At 43.7% G+C, this 21925-nt stretch carries 13 protein-coding genes; 2 read left to right on the top strand and 11 right to left on the bottom strand.

What is annotated here, in order from left to right; genetic code table 11:
* Positions 1–72: 72 nt before the first annotated feature.
* Positions 73–957: a cation diffusion facilitator family transporter gene (locus tag PQG66_RS21655; RefSeq protein WP_272039901.1), complete on the bottom strand. Its 885-nt coding sequence runs from the start codon at positions 955–957 to the stop codon at positions 73–75.
* Between the two features lie 289 nt (positions 958–1246).
* On the opposite strand from PQG66_RS21655, the gene PQG66_RS21650 reads away from it, so the two are divergent.
* Positions 1247–1435, top strand: coding sequence for a hypothetical protein (locus PQG66_RS21650; protein ID WP_272039900.1), 189 nt, complete (start codon positions 1247–1249; stop codon positions 1433–1435).
* 103 nt (positions 1436–1538) lie between these two features.
* Here the strand turns inward: PQG66_RS21650 and PQG66_RS21645 are convergent, their stop codons facing one another.
* From PQG66_RS21645 to PQG66_RS21610, 8 genes are all read right to left on the bottom strand, one after another.
* Positions 1539–3164, bottom strand: coding sequence for an ABC-F family ATP-binding cassette domain-containing protein (locus PQG66_RS21645; protein ID WP_272039899.1), 1626 nt, complete (start codon positions 3162–3164; stop codon positions 1539–1541).
* A 256-nt stretch (positions 3165–3420) separates the two neighbouring features.
* Entirely contained in the window at positions 3421–4470 is a 1050-nt protein-coding gene (locus PQG66_RS21640) for an MBL fold metallo-hydrolase (protein WP_272039898.1), read from the bottom strand.
* A gap of 80 nt (positions 4471–4550) precedes the next feature.
* Positions 4551–4820, bottom strand: coding sequence for a cytochrome bd oxidase small subunit CydS (gene cydS, locus PQG66_RS21635; RefSeq protein WP_272039897.1), 270 nt, complete (start codon positions 4818–4820; stop codon positions 4551–4553).
* Between the two features lie 7 nt (positions 4821–4827).
* Complete coding sequence (locus PQG66_RS21630) at positions 4828–5862, bottom strand: cytochrome d ubiquinol oxidase subunit II (RefSeq protein ID WP_272039895.1); 1035 nt, start codon at positions 5860–5862, stop codon at positions 4828–4830.
* On the bottom strand, positions 5859–7205 hold the full coding sequence (locus tag PQG66_RS21625) for a cytochrome ubiquinol oxidase subunit I (protein WP_272039894.1): 1347 nt from the start codon (positions 7203–7205) through the stop codon (positions 5859–5861). The genes PQG66_RS21630 and PQG66_RS21625 overlap by 4 nt, the downstream gene beginning before the upstream one ends.
* A gap of 361 nt (positions 7206–7566) precedes the next feature.
* Entirely contained in the window at positions 7567–10440 is a 2874-nt protein-coding gene (locus PQG66_RS21620) for an S-layer homology domain-containing protein (protein ID WP_272039893.1), read from the bottom strand.
* Positions 10441–10620: 180 nt separating this feature from the next.
* On the bottom strand, positions 10621–13467 hold the full coding sequence (locus PQG66_RS21615; protein WP_272039892.1) for a PAS domain-containing sensor histidine kinase: 2847 nt from the start codon (positions 13465–13467) through the stop codon (positions 10621–10623).
* Positions 13468–13471: 4 nt separating this feature from the next.
* Positions 13472–14833 carry a sugar phosphate nucleotidyltransferase gene (locus PQG66_RS21610; protein WP_272039890.1) on the bottom strand — a complete coding sequence of 454 codons (1362 nt, stop codon included), beginning with the start codon at positions 14831–14833 and terminating at the stop codon, positions 13472–13474.
* A 162-nt stretch (positions 14834–14995) separates the two neighbouring features.
* Here PQG66_RS21610 and PQG66_RS21605 point away from each other — a divergent pair, with 162 nt between their 5' ends.
* Positions 14996–15694: a response regulator transcription factor gene (locus PQG66_RS21605; protein WP_272039889.1), complete on the top strand. Its 699-nt coding sequence runs from the start codon at positions 14996–14998 to the stop codon at positions 15692–15694.
* On the opposite strand, the gene PQG66_RS21600 is transcribed toward PQG66_RS21605, so the two are convergent.
* Together PQG66_RS21600 and PQG66_RS21595 are read right to left on the bottom strand one after the other, a co-directional pair.
* Positions 15676–20118: a hypothetical protein gene (locus PQG66_RS21600; protein WP_272039888.1), complete on the bottom strand. Its 4443-nt coding sequence runs from the start codon at positions 20116–20118 to the stop codon at positions 15676–15678. The genes PQG66_RS21605 and PQG66_RS21600 overlap by 19 nt on opposite strands.
* A 57-nt stretch (positions 20119–20175) precedes the next feature.
* Entirely contained in the window at positions 20176–21906 is a 1731-nt protein-coding gene (locus PQG66_RS21595) for an ATP-binding protein (protein WP_272039886.1), read from the bottom strand.
* Between the last annotated feature and the right edge of the window lie 19 nt (positions 21907–21925).

Raw genomic sequence — 21925 nt, 5'->3', positions numbered from 1 at the left:
AGGACAGTACGCCGTGTTGCGCGTCTGTCCTCTTTTCGTATGTTTGATGTAGAAACTCCCTCTGGACTTAATTTATGTCTTACGTGGTTCTTCAGCTCGCGGCTCGACATGCACATGAACATGCATAATATTATGCGATCGTTTCAGTCGTTCCTCAACCTGATTACAGATTTCATGACCTTCCACCAGCGTTAATCCCCCATCTACTTCTATAACCACATCAACCAGAACATGGCTGCCATGAACTCGTGCCTTGACATCCTTGATCATTTCTACACCTGGTACCCGGGCAACAGCTGATCTCAAATCAGTGAGTTGTTTTTGATCAAATCCATCGGTAAGCAGATGTGTTGAGTCCCGAAAAATTTCCCAAGCTGTTTTGCAGATCAGCAGACCTACAAGAATAGCAGCCACTTTATCCAGCCATGGAAGTCCGAACTGCGAGCCGACAATACCAATAGCAGCACCTATACTTACCCAGGCATCGGATCGATTATCTTTGGCCGCCGCAAGCAAAGCTTGGCTATTAATCTTTTTGGCTAGTCGGGAGTTGTAACGATAAACGCCCAACATGACCACCGCACAAATTACCGCTACACCGGCTGCCCAGAGATTTGGAGCCGCGAAATCCCCCGCATACCAGGAACGAACCGCCTCGACCAATACCTGAAGTCCTACGACGGCCATAATAAATGATGCAATTAATGCTGCAATGGTCTCTGCCCGAAAATGGCCATAGGCATGATCCGAATCTGGTGGTTTTTGCGAGATGCGCAGACCAATCAGTACTGCAACGGATGCCACAATATCCGTAGCATTATTAATCCCGTCTGCGAGCAAAGCACTGGAATTAAACAAATATCCACAGATAAGTTTAAAAGCAGATAACACGAGGTATGCCACAATGCTGATCCAGGCTCCTCGCTCTCCTTTGCGTATTTCTTCGTAAGCGTTCAAGCGGACGACACTCCTTTTCACATGTCCAATAAGGTTTCCTCATACTACCAAATACAGGTCGTGTGGGTCTATAGAAACAATGTTGTTAAGCAGCATGGCTGTAGGCAAGCCGAAACAAAGTTTTAGGAAGGCAGAGCTGTAGTGCACAGGAAACAATGTTGGCTTAGATAAAACTCGAGAAAAGCGGCATTTTATCATGTTGCCCTTGTGAGGCTTTTATAAAACGTATAAAATGAGTACATCCCGTCCAAATTGGACGGCTTTATTGCAAGACCGGGAGGGATATACAATGAGCGAAAATAAAGAGCCGAAAAAAATCAGCCTGCAAGATGCAATTCGTCAAAAGCTGGCCCAAAAGAAAGAGCAGCAAAATTCCAGTAACCCGTCTGGTGCTTACTTTGAAGGCGGTCCAAAAGCCATGAAAAGTCAGAATAACAAAAAGCCGAACAACCAGCGTCGTCGTACAGGCGGTTCCTAGGATCCCGGATCAGTTAGAACTGCAAAATCAGCAATGTGAAAAAACCGCAGGCCCTCCATGGGAGGACTTGCGGTTTTTTGTTGAATCTTATTCCACATCATTATTAAGCTTCGACGGGATACATCTTTTTGCGAAGCTCTTTAATCTCTTCACTTTCCAGATACTCATCATAACTCATCTGACGATCGATAAGACCTGTAGGCGTAATTTCAATAATACGGTTTGCAATCGTTTGGATGAACTGATGGTCATGAGATGTGAACAGCATCGTTCCATCAAAATCGATCAAACCATTGTTTAGTGCAGTAATGGATTCGAGGTCCAAGTGGTTCGTAGGCTCATCTAGAATGAGCACGTTCGCACCAGTCTGCATCATTTTAGCGAGCATACAGCGTACTTTTTCTCCACCTGACAATACATTTGCTTTCTTCAGAGCTTCTTCCCCGGAGAACAGCATACGACCCAGGAAACCACGCAAATACGTTTCATCCTGATCTTTGGAGTATTGACGAAGCCAATCCACCAGAGTCATCTCTACACCATCGAAGTATTTCGAGTTATCTTTCGGGAAATACGCCTGTGTTGTCGTTACACCCCAAGTATATTCGCCGCTATCTGCTTCGGTTTCACCCATCAACACATCAAACAGCAGGGATTTAGGATTTCCGTTCGGACCAACAAAAGCAATTTTGTCACCTTTGTTCACCACAAAGCTGATATCGTTCAGCATGCTCTCGCCTTCAACCGCTTTGCTTAGACGATCCACAGTCAGCAATTGTTTACCCGCTTCACGCTCAGGCTTGAAGTTGATGAACGGATATTTACGGTTCGATGGACGAAGGTCATCCAGCGTAATTTTGTCGAGTTGTTTTTTCCGGGAAGTCGCCTGTTTGGACTTCGAAGCGTTCGCGGAGAAACGTTGGATAAAGGCTTGCAATTCTTTGATCTTCTCTTCTTTTTTCTTGTTGGCATCCCGCTGCAACGCAAGCGCCAATTGGCTGGACTCGTACCAGAAGTCATAGTTACCTACGTACAGCTGGATTTTACCAAAGTCGATGTCCGCGATATGCGTACATACTTTGTTCAGGAAGTGACGGTCATGGGATACCACAATTACGGTACCTTCATAATCCATCAAGAAGTTCTCAAGCCATTGAATGGATTCAAGATCCAAGTGGTTGGTAGGCTCATCGAGAAGCAAGTTGTTTGGACGGCCAAACAAGGCTTGTGCCAGCAATACGCGGACTTTCTCGTTACCGCTAAGCTCTACCATTTTTTTGTCATGCATGTCGCGATCGATCCCGAGACCAATCAGGAGTGCTGCTGCATCCGGCTCTGCATCCCAGCCATTCAGCTCGGCAAACTCACCTTCGAGTTCACCTGCACGCAAACCGTCTTCTTCCGTAAAGTCAGCCTTCGCATACAAGGCATCCTTTTCTTTCATAATGGAATACAGACGAGCATGACCCATAATAACCGTTTCTAGAACCGGGTACTCATCATATTCAAAGTGGTTCTGCTTCAAAACGGCCATACGTTCGCCCGGGGTGATGTGCACCTCTCCCGAGTTGGCTTCAATCTCGCCGGACAAGATTTTGAGAAACGTTGATTTGCCGGCCCCGTTTGCACCGATCAGGCCGTAACAGTTGCCTGGCGTGAATTTAATATTCACATCTTCAAAAAGTGCACGTTTTCCGTAGCGGAGCGTGATGCCGCTTGTACTGATCATTAAGCATACCATCCTTTATAGATTAATCTGCATACTGCATGAATAGCAACTTGCTAAGAATCTTGGATTCAATATCCGATGCCTATTCTGGCACCATATTATAACACAAAGAAGCGGCAAATTCGAAAATCAGCCGCTTTTTACGGATTAAAGTTTAGGTGAATATGCTGTTCATGCACGTATATCCCTAGCTTATCATATCTGCCAGGCATTTGTTAGCCCTGTTCGTGTATAGATTTATGGAATTTTTCTATTCTTACTCATCGTTTTCATGCCGGATCCGCAGTGTCTCACCGTGCCCTAACACCCGGATCCGCTCCTTAGCGATACCCAGCCGCTTACGTTCCGCCTCCAGCCTGTCCAATGCTTCCTTGGGTGTGTCGTCCGCCAGCTTGAATGTCCCATAATGCATAGGCACCATGAGCTGTGAACCCGTTTCCACGAAACCTTGCAAAGCCTCTTCTGGCGTAACATGCTGAGATGTCATGAACCATTCTGGCTCATAGGCTCCGATCGGCATCAGAGTGACATCAATGTCAAAGCGTTCACCAATCGTTTTGAACTCCTTGAAATACCCTGTATCTCCAACAAAATAAAGGATCGGTGGATCGCCTGCTGCTATTTCCTCACGAGTTGCTTGCTGTAAATCCGGAGTAACAGAAGCTGACTTGTCCGAGGTTTCCAGCGCCGCAGCGCTTTCTTCAGCCCCCTGTTTAACAGGGTTCGGTTCCAGTACGTAACCACCCCAATGGGACGTGTTTGTATCAAACAACGTACGGCGTGTCCAGTGCTGAGCAGGTACAAACGTTATCTTGACTCCACCGAGTACCAGATGCCCCCACCATTTCATCTCTTGACACCGATGGAATCCTTTACGGACCATTTTGCGTCTCAGGCCGTCCGGTACAACCAGGAGTGTCTTCGCTGTAACCAACTTACGCAGTGATGCCAGATGCAGGTGATCATAGTGTGAATGAGAGATAAGTATAACGTCAAGCGGCGGAATATCCTGAATTTGGATGCCAGGGGGACCGAGCCTGCGTTGAAATCCCATTTTCTCCGCCCACACCGGGTCAGTTACGATATTTAACCCATAATATTGAATGAAAAAGGTTGAGTGTCCGATCCACGTTATCGTGGTTTCTTCCCGATTGGCATGTAAATAATCCAGTTCAGGATCATGTTTGGGGACTTTAAAGGTGTAGTCCTTTACTTTGCGTCGGCGCTGTTCTCTCCACTGTTTGAACTCCTTCAGTGTTTTGTCTGTGCTCACATTATCGATATTGTTATAACGGATTTTAGGCATGAAGGGGCCTCCTCCCTTCCTCAGTTCTTAACGTCCAATTACCCGGTTCCCGGCGAGACGTACCACCAGCACTAATGTGATCAATCTTTTGGATTTTTGTACACCGCCATATATATAAATAGAAAAACAACCGCAGCCACTATAATAAGTGGAGGAGCATACATGATCGTAAGGGTCTCAAAGAAGCTGAGCCCTGTGATTCCCGGTATACCTTTTACCCCTTCCTCCAGCAGGGGCTGCAAATGGAAGCTTGGATGGGTACCCATTAGTGTAGCAGATCTCAGCACTGATAATAGCCTTGTGAGAAGTACAGATATCGTGTACATGACACTCGAAATGGTCACAAGCATGGCGAAATCATCCTTTCTTTTTCCCAGTGTTACCGCGCACATAATTGGCATCGAACAAGAACAGCTTCATAATGAGTATCAAAGACGGAATCAGTACCAGCAGCCCCAGACTAAACGCCGTAATTAGTGCAATCCCCATCGTTCGGTTGGTAAAGCTGTCGTAGATGTTGATATATGGATACAGAATGTATGGCAGATGAGAGCGACCATATCCATACCAGGCAAAAGCAAACTGCAGCATCACTGCAATAAAACACCAGCCTAGATATTTCTCTTTCCATATGAGCGACACCGCGATAACAAAACAAATAAAAGATGCGATAAACATCCAAGACATATTGACCATTTGCTCAAAATGAGCAGGGTTTTGTTTGTTAATCTGTAGAAAAGCAAGGAAACTTGCAAAAATGGTGGGCAAGCTCCACAGCAATGCATATTCCCGAAGCACTCCGAAAGCTGTCTCGTCCCCCGCACGCTTCGCATAATAGGACAGAAACATCGCGGAGATATACAGCACACTGACCAAGGCTAGCAGTACCACAGACCATGTATAGGGATTCGTCAAAAATTCACGCCAGCGAAAAAAAACTTTTTCGTCCACCTGCTCAATAATTCCACCCTCGGATATCGCCAAAATGGTGGAGAACACGGCCGGGATCAGTAATCCCGTTGCGCCATAAAGCGCAAGGTAGATTTTATTGTTTTTACCGTGGTTGCCGTAGGTATTATACGCGTAGTACACGCCTCGGATTGCCAGCAGCACAATTGCCAGGGAACCCGGGACAAGCAGGGCCGTGCCGTAATAAAACGCGCTGTCGGGATAGAATCCAACCAGCCCCACCACGAAGAAAATAAGAAACACATTCGTCACTTCCCACACAGGGGAGAGGTAGCGCTGAATGATGTTATGAATTTTGTTTTCATGTCCGGTTAATATGCTGTAAAAACTGAAAAAACCTGCGCCGAAATCAATCGATGCTACGATGAGATAACCGAACAGAAATGTCCACAGTATGGCGATGCCTGCAATTTCATAACTCAATGCACGATGCCTCCTTCCAGTCCGAGCGAATCGAGTTCCTTCTCTGCTTCCTTATTACGAAATAGCTTGCTGATGACCCGAATACATGAAAAACACAACACCAGGTACAGCAAGATAAATAGAATCAGCATCCAGCCGACCGAGGTGGATGTCGTCGCCGCTTCGGCCACCTTCATATACCCGCGCAAAATCCAGGGCTGTCTGCCTACCTCGGCAAACATCCACCCAAGCTCAATGGCAATCATCGCCAGTGGGCCAAGGAATACAATACCTAGGAGGAGCCATTTCGGATAAGGCTTGCGTCCTGGTAACCAACGTCGCAGTACGTATAGAATCGGAATCATCAAGATGATGACGCCTGTTGTAACCTTAAGGTCAAACATGTAATGGATCGATAGCGGCGGTCTAAGGTCCGCAGGGTACTCTTCCAGTCCCTTCACTTCAGTATCGGGACGATTGCCCGCCAAAATACTGAGTGCGTAAGGGATCTCTATTGCATATTTGATCTCGTTGTTCTCGTCCAATATACCGCCGTATATCAGTGGCGCTTCTTTCATGGTCTTGAAATGCCACTCCGCGGCAGCCAGCTTCTCCGGCTGATATTTCGCCAGAAATTTCCCGGATGAGTCACCGATCATGACGGTGCTAATAGCAAACACCAGGGCAGATACCGTGGTGAGCTTGAGTGCTTTTTTGTAATACACATGAGTCCGTCCACGCAGCAGACTGAACGCTGCAATGCCTGCAAGTACACCAGCGCTCAAGGTATAGGACGAAGCAAGCACATGGGAGACTTTAGTCGGTGTCGCTGGGTTCAACATCGCTGCAATTGGATCGATATCTTTCATGATGCCGTTAATCAAGGTAAAGCCTTGCGGCTGGTTCATGAAAGAGTTCACGGTTGTAATAAAGATCGCGGAAGCTGATGAGCCGAGAGCGACCGGAATCAGCAGCAGCATGTGCGTGTATTTCTTTTTGAAACGATCCCAGGTGTACAAGTAAATCCCGAGAAAGATGGCTTCCACGAAAAAAGCAAATGTCTCCATAAAAAGCGGCAATGCGATCGCCTGACCGGCAACACGCATAAACATGGGCCAGAGTAAGCTCAGCTGTAACCCGATGGACGTGCCGGTAACTACTCCTACGGCCACTGTAATTACAAAACCTCGTGCCCACCGCCGAGCCAGTAGTGTGTAATGAATATCATTGGTACGCAGTCCTCGCCATTCAGCCAGAGCAATCATAAGCGGAACGCCTACGCCAATAGATGCAAATATGATATGCACAAACAAGGTCAGACCGGTCAGGATCCGGCTGAGCAGTACAGGGTCCAGAGATGACATAGGTACACTCCTCTTTCGGCGTAATCGTTATCGTTGTGTCGTTACGGTTATGTACAACAGCAAATTCATTCTATTTCTAAACCACGCTAATAACTCATAATGCGAATAATACTTTTGACCACGGCATACAGCACGACCACAGCAGCTACCAGACAGACAATGATGAGCGTTTTCTCTTGTTTGCGAAACATATACGTGTTGCCCTCCTTCTACACTGGATGCAAATTATGGCTCTATATACAGTGTGCAAAATTTCCTGTTTTTTTATCCAAAATGATGAAAAACAAAAAAGCCTTTATCTTTCCGCACTATGACGTGCCAAAGATAAAGGCTATTGGATATGAATCATCTCGTAGTCGAACTATGGTTGAGCTACCGGTTCGTTAAAATTCAACGATTGCAGCCTCCTATATACTCGATCCAACTCGGATGGAGTTAGTGGTGCAGTAGGATTTAATTTATAATTTCTTCCTGTTACATAGCTAATATCATCTGCAGCTCCATTTTGCGTGTAAGGCAGCACCGGAACCGGGGTACGGGAATAATCCGTAAAATCGATAATATTCCACTCCGTCTCCTGATCTTCTTTGGACAGGATAATTCTTTCTGTTTTGGTCTCCATCCAAAGATAACGAAGATTAGCTGGGGACTCATTCCCCCCAAGTGCAGTGGTGTAGCCTGTTCCGCGAAACATTAACGTGAATTTGCTATGATCGTTGCTTCCTCCCGAACGTTGCTTGTAGACCTCGGCTAACTGGTGAACACCCACAACTTGAGTTACCGCTTCTCGTGGAAACTGCTGAATGTACTTCGACAAATTATCCTTGAGATTTGGTGTTCGCATAACCCAATTCGCACCTATAACCAGTGACAAGTAATTCAGCGTATTCTGATCACGATACGGATTACTCATGTAATTGGAGGTCGTGCGTAATTGAGGAAGAGCACTCGATTCTACAACATAAGGATCAGCAGGATGAATCGTCCAACGGGATGAACCTGAAGTGTAACGTGATCCGATCGGATCTATCGTTATAGCATTCATGAAGATAAGACCACTATTGTCTGCCATAGACTGGGCAGGTACCATTGGATTATTGATATTCGACCAATACGGCATTAAAGGTGATCCTTCCGCTGAAAGCTGGTCAACATTGTATTGTGTTGCTGCCCATCCCATGAAAGAGTCGATCTGGAAATGTTGTTTCAACCACAACGCTTGTTCCGGATTAACGGCAAGGGTGGACAATGATTTAGGTCTGTACCGTTCTGGAATACTATTCCATACCGAGGGGTCACCGTTGGTGCCACCCTGATGTAAGTTATTAAACGCGTTATAGCGATACATGTACATCCAAGAATTCATTTCGTCCGCCCACTGGGTTAAGGAGTAGTTGTTATTCGGATAACCCGAAACTATACCCACTTCATCACCATACGTATCCACATATTGTAGAAGTCGTTGTAATTGTGGACGTTGACTCTCCCCAAAAACAAAACGGTTATCCATCGCCCATGTCACTTTCAACGAAGGATCAATGGAAGAGAACATACTTCTGATCTCATCCATCTCGGCAATGGTCGTTGCTTGAGCACCCGTATCCTCCAGTAAAATAGAAATCCCCATATATTGCTGTCCCGTTCCAACCGGGTCAACAATCAGTTGAAAAGTTTGACTGAAATCAATTCCTTTTTGAACTGAAGTTATTCGAACCAAGCCCTGTATTACAGACCCAGATGAAGGAATATTATAAAAATTAGCGATGTTCCCATCCCTACTTAAGATGTTGAAGTCGTCCGAAAAGACGATTTTCAAATCTCCAGGCAAAAGATGTTCTGGGATGTATTGCCCACTTGCATCTAGAAGAGAGTAACCCATTTTCCAATTCGACCCAAGTGCTTCTTGGGCTGACGGTATAGTATAGGTAGCAAACGTTACAGATACAGGAACAAGGATCGGATCCGGTGTTACCGGGCCTGTTGGATTAACAATCAGTTGAAAACTTTGATTGAAATCAATCCCTTTTTGAACTGAAGTTATTCGAACCAAACCCTGTATTACAGACCCAGATGAAGGAATGTTATTAACATTAGCTATATTCCCATCCGTGCCTAAAATATTGAAGTCGTCCGAAAAGACGATTTTCAAATCTCCAGGCAAAAGATGTTCTGGGATGTATTGCCCACTTGCATCTAGAAGAGAGTAACCCATGCTCCAATTCGACCCAAGTGCTTCTTGGGCTGACGGTATAGTATAGGTAGCAAACGTTACAGATACAGGAACAAGGATCGGATCCGGTGTTACCGGGCCTGATGGATCTGGTGGATCCGGTGTTACCGGGCCTGTCGGATCTGGTGGATCCGGTGTTACCGGGCCTGTCGGATCTGGTGGATCCGGTGTTACCGGGCCTGTCGGATCTGGTGGATCCGGTGTTACCGGGCCTGACGGATCTGGTGGATCCGGTGTTACCGGGCCTGTCGGATCTGGTGGATCCGGTGTTACCGGGCCTGACGGATCTGGTGGATCCGGTGGAATCGGCGGCTGTTCAAATAGCTGCAACAACTTTAACGCATCTATTTTATACTCTTCAATATTTTGATAGACTCGATGAGTTATTACAGCAGCACCTTGCCGATCCAAATAAGCTTGCGGATTAAAGTTTTGATCCCGGTCCCCGTAAATCAAACCTAGTTTTTGAGCAAGCCAGATGGAAGACTGAGCTTCATCCGAGATAAGATCTGAGTCATTAAAGTCAGGCTTATCTTTAACGCTATCCAGCTTGTCTCCTACACCTAACACACGCACATACCACATGATGGCTTCTTCCCGGGTTATCCTGTTCTTCGCACCAAACCAACTTTTATTTGGTAGAAGATTAGGAATGTTAGCATCCATAATAGCGGTAACCCAAGGCTGAGCCCAAGGCGATACTCTACGTGGTGTAACTTGCTTGTCCTTCATTGTGAAAAGTCCCAAGGTCCGGCCTACCATTGTTCCGAACTCTTCACGATTAATCAGTCTGTCTGGTCGAAAAGTACCATCCTTATATCCTTCGATGATCTTTTCACGAGCCAAATGATTAATTTCATAATTCGCATAAGAAAAACGTATATCCTTGAAAACATCACCTGTAGCACTTTGAGCTCCTACATAAGCCAGGTCATTGATTGTGAGCAGGAGGATTAACAGGCAGTAGAGAATTTTACGAGCAAATCCGTGTTTACGACTCATCATCAAAAAGACCTATGTAGAAATGTTGAGTAAAAATATACCTCACCTTCCTCACGCAATAACAGCCTGTGCTCGGCTATCACTTATTCAATCTCAGATGTTGTCTGGCCGGGAACAACAGTTTACAACAAATTGATCTGCTAAATAGGCACCCCCCCTTAACATCATCAACGAAGCAATATGTTATATAAGTTCAGTGTGCTTGGGTAAACGGATGGTGAATGTACTGCCTTTTTTAGATACGGAGTGAAACGTTAAGGTCCCCCCGTGATCCTCGACAATCTTCCTGGAAATATACAGCCCCAAGCCTGTTCCACCAATTTGTCGTTGGTCCGAATTATCCACTCTATAAAACTTTTTAAATAGATTGCTTTGTACATTCTCAGCAATACCTATGCCATAATCTCGGACATCCACACAAAGAATCTCTTCGTCTTCCCACACCGTAATGTCGATGCGATCGGCATCTGGTGAGTACTTTACAGCGTTTCCTACGATGTTATGGAGCACCTGAATCATTCGATTACGGTCGGCATAAGCAAAGAAATCACCATTAAGCGCATGCACATAAATGCGTTGTTTCGCTTTCAGATCCCACTGTTTTGCGACACCCTCAACGATTTCAAGCAATGGAACATAGGTCATATGGTACGTCATCCGGTCATCTTCCAAACGCTGAATATCCAGAAAATCATCCAATAACTCTGTCAAACGTGTGCCTTCTGCAGATATCGTTTGCATAAATTGATTACGTTTTTCCAAAGGGATGTCATAAAGCAGCATCAACTCGACATGTCCCATAATGGCAGCAATCGGTGTCCGTATTTCATGAGAGACAACGCTGATTAGTTCATTTTTCATCCGATTCAGTCTTTCTTCTTCCGTCCGATCTCTAAACACGAGTAAAAATCCGTAATTTATAGATTTATGCGGACTTTCTACATGCTTAATATAGAGCGAGAATACATTTCCCTCTGTGCTGTCTGTCCCATAGGTGAACTCCGTTTCAATAAATGAGAGATCTCTGGACAAGAAGGAATTTACTTTCTCGGTGAGATTCAAGTCCTTTGAAGACTGATCAATAGCATTCGCAAACTCCAGAATGGATCTTCCTCGATAATGTCCTAATCCGAACATGGCTTCAATCTGGTAATTGACAATCGTGATTAATCCCGATGGATCACACATAATGAGACCTTCTCTTACGGATTCAATAAAGTGTTGCCTAATATCCCGCTGTTCTTCAATGGCGCTTTTCCCTTTAACCAATTCACCATTTAAGTCCATCAGAGCAAGGGCATGCCTCACTTTCTCTTCTTCCGCAATCGTCTTTTCAGTCATATCTCGGATAAACAGGTTATAGATGGATTCTTTATTACCCACTTGAATTTCGACAATTTTATATTCGATCGGAAAAGTGGACCCATCCCGATGAAGCCCCGAAATTTCATCGGTTAGTACTACGAATCGTTGCCGTCGGACGTAGCCGTACTCTTCCAGCATCTTCTTAATGTCTTGACAGCTAGCACCCTTAAATAGGGTTGGCGCTTGAACTACACCTACGACTTCCTCTCGCTGCCATCCAAATAATTGTTCTGCAGCCGGATTAAATTCAATAATAATACCGCTGGATTCTACGGAGATGATGGGATCAATCGAAGAATCAATGATGGCCTTCTTGATTTCTTCACTATTTTGCAACTCGGCCGTTCTCTGATTCACGCGATCTCCAAGCGTTATTTTGTCTTGATGAATTTGTTCAAACTGTTCAACAAGAACATCAGCCATCTTCCTCAGATTATTAATTAAAATCTGAACCTCAGTTACATGACTGGAAGGCCAATTTATTTTTCGCTCACGGAACAAAATCCGAGGTAACGAACCCGTCAATCGAGTAAGAGCTTTCATAGGACTTACTACTTTTTTGCTCAATGGAGCAGCCACAGCAAGAGATATAATGATAATGAGATATAGAGATTGAAGAGCTACTACATACACTTTTTGTATACTGCTATAGTACTGCGTGGAATCCATTTCGATAGCCATGTGATACGGAGACCCTTCAAGCATTCCTATCTCATATATATATGAATTGTTTTTCCATTTTTTCAATGTATCTCTTTCGAACTTGTCAAATTTCTTCTGATACAAACTTATCCCATCAATTTCAACCTCGTGGTAAGCATCCAGATCGATTTTTTCTCCCTGGATAAACTGATTTACTCCAGATAAAATGACCCTTTTATCCTCATCGATAACAATTGTATTCACTTTGTAAAATTCATAAAGAAGCTTCGTCATGCTCTGCAGGTTATCTTTGTTCAGAGTCCCTCGTTCTATATCTTGCATGATTCCGTACGCAGCACGATTAAGATGAGCCAGTATAGAAGATTTGATCTGATTCATTTGTCTGCGACTATCTGCCGTGATCAACAGCAAGGACACTACAACAACAAAAGCAACAACATACTTGGACGCAATTCTGGATAATGGGATCGTTGCTTTCCCCTGTCCCTTTTTCGGATATTTGGTAATCCAAAAATCAACGATAATTCCAGCTATAAGTGCATTAATCATGCCATTGACACTAAAGCTGAGATAAAGATACTGGATATTCACAACATCTTTTTCATACAACCAATACCCTAATCCAAAAGCCGGAACAATCATAATCAACCAGAAATACGTGTCCGCTTTGAGTATACTTATATTTTTTTTCTTCTGTTGGAGGAACCCTACCCAAGCAATCTCCAAAATAACAATGGTCATATCTCGGTTCTGGACCCAATCGCCGGTGTATAGTATGTAGACCAAAATAATGATTACAATGGAGCTGATCCCATACCGACAACCGAACAAACGAAGCGCAATAAATGAAGCCAAAGACCCCAAAAACAGATCAACCCCGTAAAAAAGGTTTATAGGAAATACACTTCCCATAATACCTAGGAGTATGAGAACTAGCGTGCCGAGCCAAGGTATTTTTAATTTATCCACAATATACAACTCAAGTGATTTGATTCTGGTCATCTCTTCACTGGATTGATGGCGCTAAATCCCAATCATGTGTGAATCTTATCGTATCCATCTCGCCAATCTCCTTTCCTACCTGTACCTCAATAAGTTCCAAATCTGTCTTTAATGCCCTTATCGCATGTCTCACTCCGATCTCTACAATAATGGTGTCTCCAGCATGAATTGGTGAGAACTTACCGTCAAGACAAACTTCTCCCGAACCGGAAACAATCGTCCATACCTCTTTGCGCAAATGATGCTCCTGATAACTGATATTTCTCCCAGCAGAGATAATGACACGTTTGGTCAATGTTTCAATTCCTTCTGGATCTACTTTATGCATAAGTATCGTCTGCTTGCCCCATAATCTTTCATCGTATCTAGGTGGAATCTCGACTTGCTGAACCATATGTTTAATACCTGTAGCCTCATTCCGGTCAGTGACTAGAATTCCATCGGGGCCTGATACAACAATAATATTAGGTACCTTCCACACACTAACTGGCAGATCAAGCTCATTAATAATATGGGAATCTGTAGAGTTTTTACATAAATGACCTTTCCCAATTATATTAGAGGCCATTTCTTCCGTTAATGTGTCCCAGGTCCCCAAGTCTTTCCACGTTCCGTTATATGTAATAACGGCTCTTTTATCGGTCTTTTCTACGACCTCAATATCAAAACTTGATTTTGGCAGTGTGCTGTACATATCTCGTAATTGCTGATAGTGGTAAGGCAGTCCCTTTTTCCGAAGAATCTCAATGATATAACCTAAATGAAAGGCGAATACGCCGCAGTTCCAGAGAGCTCCCTTCTCTATTAACTGTGCCGCCTCCATCAAATCCGGTTTCTCAGTGAAGCATTCTACCTCATGGTATGAGTGATCACTTGCTGAATTTTTCCCAGGGACAATATATCCATATTTTTCAGATGGCTGGTTGGGTTTCACGCCAATTAAAGCAATATCACAACCTGTATCCTCCAAAACCGTAGCAAGACGTGGAATGTGTTCTATAAACGAATGATCTGCGTAACCGTCAACTGGCATAACCGTAATGATTTCATTTTTATCTACACCTTGTGAATACAAATGTGCTGCAGCTAGTGCAATCGCAGGAAAGGTGTCTCTTCTTTCAGGCTCTTCAACAATTTCAATATCAGTAGAGATTTGGCTAAGAATTAATTCTTTTTGACTGCCACTGGATGAGAAAATAGCATGTTGAGCCAACCCCGCTTCTTCCAGTTGGCGCCATACTCTCTGCAGCATGCTTTCTCTTAAATCGCCATGCTGAAGCACAGGCAAAAATTGCTTGGGTCGATTATTATTCGATAAAGGCCATAAACGTTTACCTGCTCCACCCGATAATAATATAAGACGCATAAGAATGCCCTTCCTTCACCATGTATTATACGACGATTTTAGACATTGTTCCTCATTCTATATTCTGGGATAGAATCATTAAACTTCTTACATCATTTTTTTGCAAAACGATATATTTTCTTCGTATTTTTTTAACATATGCATAGTTGAGGTGAGTTCCTGATGAAAATTAAGGTGTTACTAATTGAAGACGAAACAAACCTAGCAGATATGATTGCCTTTTTCCTAGAAGAAGAAGGTTACCAAACAGGACGCGTTCATCATGCACGCGAGGCTTTACAAGCCTTTACCCAATTTGACCCCGACATCGTAATTACGGATCTGATGATGCCGGAGATCGATGGACATGAGCTGATTCAAACGCTGAGACAGCATTCAAGTATTCCGATTATCATGATCTCTGCCAGTACATTACTCCATGATCGATTACGGGCTTTGAAAAATGGGGCAGATGACTTTATATGCAAACCCTTTAGTCTGAAAGAATTGGATGTACGGATCAGAGCATTACTTAGACGATCTTCAATTACCTATTCCATCAAAAGAAACATCCCCAAAGAAGGTCAAGTAGCCCCAGGTCGTGTCCATGTAAATGAGTATAGAAGAAGCCTCTTCATTGAGGAGTGTGAGATTGAGGTGACTCACATCGAATTTGAGATTATGAAACAATTTCATCGTAATCCTGAAAAAGTGTTCACTCGAAATGAACTGATGGACAAAATTAAAGGTCCCGAGCGTGCTTATTTAGACCGCACCATCGACGTACATATTTCAAGTTTACGAAAAAAAATAGAGCCTGACCCAAGAAATCCACGACATATTAAAACGGTATGGGGCACAGGCTACAAGTATGTTTTATAGCTCTTCTTCTTCCTCCATCTCCATGGCAGGATACACAGCACGCCAACCAGTGTACCTAACAACAGAAGAGCAATACCGACCCGATACATTTTTTCTAAAATCACAACAATCTGTCCTTCTCCGGAACCTGTCGTTATAAACCCGGAGGTAACTCCATTAACAGCTAGCCTGGCGCGGATCTTATCTGTGTCCAATGTAAATTCCCACAACGGGTTTGGAGACTCGATCTCATTGATCAGCAGCCGCTCCCTTTGAGGATTAACCAGTGAAAATTCACGGCTCATTGATCCGGTACGCTGATAATTTAACTTGGCTTCTGTTGCACTTGCGTAAAAAAAATCGAAAGTATCCGTGTGCTCTGCTAGCATAACTTGATCCAGTAACACTAACTGATTGTAAGGAATGACGTTGAGATCTTTCATTCTGAACCATCCATCCTTGGCTCCGTCACCTCTTGCGAGGATCTGAATCTGCATGCTTGTTGCCTGCTGAGGGGCCGTGATGAGTTGCTCATATTTATTCCATTTGAATTTATCTTTTTCTTCGACTTCATCAACATAGGTGGTCTGTATCAAGTTTCTGGAACGATCCATAAAGGCCACTTTAATATGCCGATCATGAATATCATCGGACTTGGCAAGAAAAGAGATGACGTACTCTTCTTCCCCAGTCACCGGAATCGGATTGGAGGTATAGGTATACCACTCGCAGGAGTAAGTTTTACCGTACTTAATATCCAAACCTCCCTGGGATACCACGGATGTTGTTTCCCCCAAGCTGAGACCACTAAAAGCACAGGTGGAAGATGGCTGTTCTACAGACACTTGCTGTTCTTCTGTCCCCTGCTCCAGGTTATACTCATCGCCACGCATTGGATGAAAATCGTGCACTTCCACCATGGAAGCAACCTGGCTGTGCAATGCAACGCTCAGATTGTATTCTCCGGACTCAAGAGCAATTGAATTCACTTTCGCTCGTCCATAACCCTGCAGGACGGTGTCAGATGATGTAATTCTTTTGTTAAACCCCTCACGATAGGGATCGGTAATAATAACTTTTTGTTCGGAACTTATTTTCTCTTCAACCGGTATATCTTTAGAATGTAATTTCCGCTCTATAACCTGACCGGTCTGCAGATGCTCTAAACGCACCGTTATTTCTCCATCCGTTGACTTCGGGATGTCCGCCAGCAATGACAAGTCATACTGCCCTGACTTTACTATTTCTATTTTTTTGCTGAGCTCTCCATCCAGATATCTGAGCCCTCTTCCCATACTTAATTCAGGATACGTTCTTGTAGATTGTATCTCCGGCTTCCCTTCGAAATCATTCTCAGCCTCGAGGATCATAAATGTTTTTGCTCGTTTGATTGCCTGTTTAATAGGAAACATCGATGTGTCCACAAGATTCTCAGGTATAACGGCAAACATGTTAATAGCATTGAAGCCATCCTTGTTCGTCACCGTCACGCTTGATGCGCCAGCAGGAAAAATGTGAGGCCCCAAGTCGACCCATTCAAATTGATTGATCAGCTGGCTTCGTGTTTGAACTGATGTAGTCGTCTTGTCCGGCATCTCGATCTCAATCTCGCCGCCAGCCTGACTTTTAAGTACTCTGATATAGACATGGGCCAGCGTATCTTTGTCCATTTTCTTGACCATTGTAAAGGTATTCGGTTTCTTGTAAGCCTCCAAGTCTTGGAGAAAAATATCATGAATCCACCAGTATGTTTTTTGCTCGGGACGTTGCTGACTTAACAAGTCTATACGCATGTGGGCACTTCCCGGAGGAGAGACATATTCACCAAAAAAGTTAACTTTATCAAAATTGTATTCCTCTGTGGGAGCAACCACATAGCTGATGCCCAATTCTTGCATTTTCTCATCATAGAAGCGCACTTTGACATGCATTTTATTCGTGCCCCTACCGGATGCGACGATAGAAAATCGATACGGGTTGTTTTCCTTGGCATCTAGTAATCCTGATTTGGCCACTTGCCATATATTATCCGGGTCACCCTTAATAATCTCGCCCTGTAGTAAAGGAATATTATTGGAAGCAGCGGCCGGGTGAGCTTGCACATCAAACATGCCCGGATTATCTGCTTGAAAAAACTTTTCCATTTTGAGCAACGAATCAAAATCCGCCACAACCTTACCCTCGATCTGATTCATCTGATAAGGCAAAACATCCAGCTTGTTACTAGCAAATGTAACTGCTACTCCCGTCCCCATCTCCATATCAAAAGGAAAGTTACGGATTCCTTGAGATGAGAGAAACCACATCCAGTCCGCATTGGACACATAGGATTTAGACCATTTCAGAAAAGCATTTCCATCCTCAATGACATCAAAGGGTCTGAGGTAAAATGAATCCGGGAGTTGGCTCAGCCACAGATCCTTCATACTTGAAGATTCAATATAGTCACCCTTGTTGGCAGTTTGCACCGTTTTCACCGAGGGATCCAGGGCACTGTATAGTAGACCAAATCGATTAAAATCAAATCCTGGTTGGTGACTGTAACTTTCTGCACGACTATACCCGTAAGGTGTAATAATTTTGTTGGAGACAATAGACATGTATGGGAGTGGATCAGCCAGATGGTACATGGAAAAAATAGAGTTTTTATACGTTCGTTTGAGTCCTTCCTGGAAATCCAAGATCTGCTCGTTAAACTGTTGGCGTTCTCTCTGACCAGAGTACTCGTTATGATACACCAATTGACTGATTCCAAAAGGAACATACAACGTTCCTAATTTAGAGCTAAGTCCTTGATCCAACAGGTACTGCAGAAAATTCATATAATAGCTGATGCTTGGTGCGTTCCCTTCATGGTGAAATAACGTGTTCTGAGAAGAAGAATACACATGGACATCACCCGTAGCTTTCTCCATCGCCGTGTCTCCCACATTCCATACAGGCGTTGCTACCCCGTTATAGTTCTGGATCATCTGATCAGCGACCGGAATATACAGAGCTTTACTCGCATAATTATTTACTTTGGACAATTCATTGTTAATTTCACGGTACTCTTTAGGAACCTGTACGGGTTTGTAATACCCCTCGATGAATTCATGGCGTACTGGTGAGATGTAGATCCACAAACATGCCGTTACGGCAATAACTACAGCAAACTTTAACGGTCGGCCGAACTTTTTTGCTCTGATCCATTCTTGAATTTGTATCACACCAAATGTGAGCAGGATGGCAAAATTCAGAGCAAGCAGTCCTACGATTTTATTCGGATCCCGAAACATTGCACCTATAATCGGAGTCTTCGTAACCACGATGACAAAGAAGTTAGCTAGCCAAGAGATCGTCGTTCCCGTAGAGGCCAGAATGAGAATCAGCGCAATACCTCCGAATATAAGAATTAAGGTTCTCCCCTTGGATCGCATAACGATACCGATTAACATGATAATGAGTATAATGCCGCCAAATATATAAAAACTGAGGGGCAATTGGCTCAAAGGGAACATCGGCCACCAATAGCTAACCATCAATAGCACATTTAACAGCGTGCTGTTCTGGCTAAATAATGACAAGGTATCCACCACGTTGATGTTATGCTGAGACGCCTGAGCTCCCATTAATATGCTCCCACCATACAGAGACAACCAATAGAAGCTAAGCATACCGAAAAACAGACCAAACACGAGACCTTTTAAAATCCAGCTTCGGTAGATTCCCCTTAGAACGTTCCAGCCCTCTCTACGATACTCCCATGTCACTTTAATCAAAAGCAGAAAAGCGAACATCGCTAGGTACATGGCTCCAAAAAAGAAATAATGGATTGCAGCTGCACTCACCGTGAATACCAGAGCTAATAGAAACAGATCAATCACATTTTTTCGATACACTTTGGAGATCTGATAGTTGGGAATACGTTGCGTTTGGAATTTAGGATCAAATGCATTAAAGAAAAACATTAATACTAACGGGAACAGACTATATCCACACAATAGATAAATGTGTTGAATCCGAAAAATTACCCATGGGTTAATGGCGTAAAATAACGAACCTGTCGTCAGTGCCATAATCCGCTGGAACGTAAAATTCTTGGAATAATACACACTAACCAATCTTTTCGTAAACAGGTACATGGACAATCCAGATACGAGTAGCAGCGAAGTAATAAAGGACTTAATCAGTACTGCTCCACTATGATCAAACCAAGTTGATAGGATATAGAAAGGAAGAATATAGAGTAATCGTGGTGCATTAAATAGCGTGGATGTAGACCACCGTTCATTCCATACACCGACAATTTCTTCTAGATAACGTTCCGAACTCCATCCAAATGCAAGATCACTGAACACAATATGTCCGTCCGTATATATAGGGGCCAAAAAAATGCCAATGACGATGACCATAAACAGAATGGACACTGCATCATATCGATAGGCATATATCCGTTGTTTCATATTTCTCCCTCCACGCAATGAAGAGATGGTTGTCCATTCAATGTGCACCAACTCCCATTATCGAGGCACTCGAACAGTTGCCTTCAATCCCACATCAGTATTTCGAAGCTTTAATTTACCATTAATGCTTTTAAGATATTGGTCCATATGGAACAAGCTGAGACCATGCTCCTGTGTGCTTTGAGAATAATTCTCCTGAAAGTATTGATACCGCTTCTTGTCATCTAGGCCGCCACCTTCATCTTCCATCTCAACGCTGATTCCTTGCGGTTCAAGACGCGTATAAATTTGAATCTTCATAGTTAAAGCTCTGCCGGAACGAATTGTTTTTCTGCTCGATCCCGCTGATTCTTGAGCCTTATTCTGTTTTCTCATCGCTTTTACTGCGTTCTCCAGCAGTCCAACAATAACCTTTCGGAACATCATTGGATGCAGAAGTACGGCAGGAATATGTTCAGCTACAAAATACACTTCGACATCGGATAGATCCATATGAGCTCTAGCCCATGTAATGGTATCCTGAATCAGAATATTAATATCGACCAGTTCACTGTTCATACCTGTCTGCAGATGCGAAGTCACTTTCATTCCCATCGTTCTTAATTGATGCTGAACCACATCAATTTCCTTTTCCTGTTCCAATCGATTCTGGATGAACATCTCGTTAAGTTCATCAAAAAAAGCTTTTTTTTCTGCTCGCTCGGGATTCATAAGGAGACCTTCCTCCTGAGCCCATTCATCAGCTATATCTCGGTAAAAACCTAACAGTTTGATATCCTCTCCGCCTGTTAAAGCTTGCAAGCGGTCACTCATACTTTCAATACCCTCATTGATTTCTTGCAGGAACGGCACATGCAGCTCATCCTGTCGCTTTAACAAGCTAGCTTGATGCTGGACATCTCTGGAGCGCTGATGATGTGTCTCACGAGCGATGATCATCTTGCGATACCATGCGGCTAACAGCGCGAAGACAAAAATGACCGGTACAATGGAGAGTAAACTCCACATTTTTAACCGATTAGCCTGTCTTAAAACATCTGATTCAGCTAACCATGCCGATACATATAACGCGCCTCCCTTGGTATCACTAAATCCGTAAGCTGTCATTTTTCCGTCAGCATGCGCCGTTCCAGTATCACCATCGAGCATTTTTTTAGTAATTTCATTGATTACCGGGTGCCCGATCTCACCTTTTAAATCGGAGGCCACGACTTTATATTCGTAGTTGTAAAGTGATATATGATATGGCAAATCCGAACCTATAGTTTCCGATAATTGATCCGGTCCGATCTCAAGAACCGCAACCATATCTTTCGCAGATTCTGTTGGGATGGGACTAATTAAATATTGCCTCGGTACATCATCATCCGCATAAAACTCAGTCCATTGATAAGTCTGATCAGGAGCTATATTCAACAGATTGGCAGGGACGGATATATGATTTTTATTCGAAGCAATCGTCTGCCCTTTTTTGTTCAATACAGCCCAAGTGTCAGGTAAAAGTTCAGCCATTTCCGGATCAGCTTTGAGCGTTCCATTCGATGTTTTGGTTAACCCCGTTTTGGCAAGATAGATTAAAGTTTGCTGCCACAGCTCATATTGAGAATCCAAACGGTTACGGATTACCGAGACGGCTTGCTCCAGTTCTTTTTTATGGCTTTGAATGGCCTGTTCACGATAGGTATAGTTCATATATTGAATTACACCGATGTAGAAAATAGTTAAAAGCAATACGATAAGTACTAAAGGGAGAACGGATTTAATCAGTATATTTAGTTTGTTAACCAACGAAGCTCCCTCCTCTCCC

The sequence above is a fragment of the Paenibacillus sp. JJ-100 genome (assembly GCF_948329825.1).
Classification (GTDB): domain Bacteria; phylum Bacillota; class Bacilli; order Paenibacillales; family Paenibacillaceae; genus Paenibacillus.
The sequence above is the reverse complement of the archived record's forward strand: the minus strand, read 5'-3'. Positions and strand labels throughout refer to the sequence as shown.

Coding starts and splice junctions, on each gene's coding strand:
- PQG66_RS21600 (WP_272039888.1), bottom strand. CDS start 20,118: ATGAAACAACGGATATATGCCTATCGATATGATGCAGTGTCCATTCTG.
- PQG66_RS21640 (WP_272039898.1), bottom strand. CDS start 4,470: ATGCCTAAAATCCGTTATAACAATATCGATAATGTGAGCACAGACAAA.
- PQG66_RS21615 (WP_272039892.1), bottom strand. CDS start 13,467: ATGACCAGAATCAAATCACTTGAGTTGTATATTGTGGATAAATTAAAA.
- PQG66_RS21620 (WP_272039893.1), bottom strand. CDS start 10,440: ATGATGAGTCGTAAACACGGATTTGCTCGTAAAATTCTCTACTGCCTG.
- PQG66_RS21625 (WP_272039894.1), bottom strand. CDS start 7,205: ATGTCATCTCTGGACCCTGTACTGCTCAGCCGGATCCTGACCGGTCTG.
- cydS (WP_272039897.1), bottom strand. CDS start 4,820: ATGCTTGTGACCATTTCGAGTGTCATGTACACGATATCTGTACTTCTC.
- PQG66_RS21605 (WP_272039889.1), top strand. CDS start 14,996: ATGAAAATTAAGGTGTTACTAATTGAAGACGAAACAAACCTAGCAGAT.
- PQG66_RS21610 (WP_272039890.1), bottom strand. CDS start 14,833: ATGCGTCTTATATTATTATCGGGTGGAGCAGGTAAACGTTTATGGCCT.
- PQG66_RS21650 (WP_272039900.1), top strand. CDS start 1,247: ATGAGCGAAAATAAAGAGCCGAAAAAAATCAGCCTGCAAGATGCAATT.
- PQG66_RS21645 (WP_272039899.1), bottom strand. CDS start 3,164: ATGATCAGTACAAGCGGCATCACGCTCCGCTACGGAAAACGTGCACTT.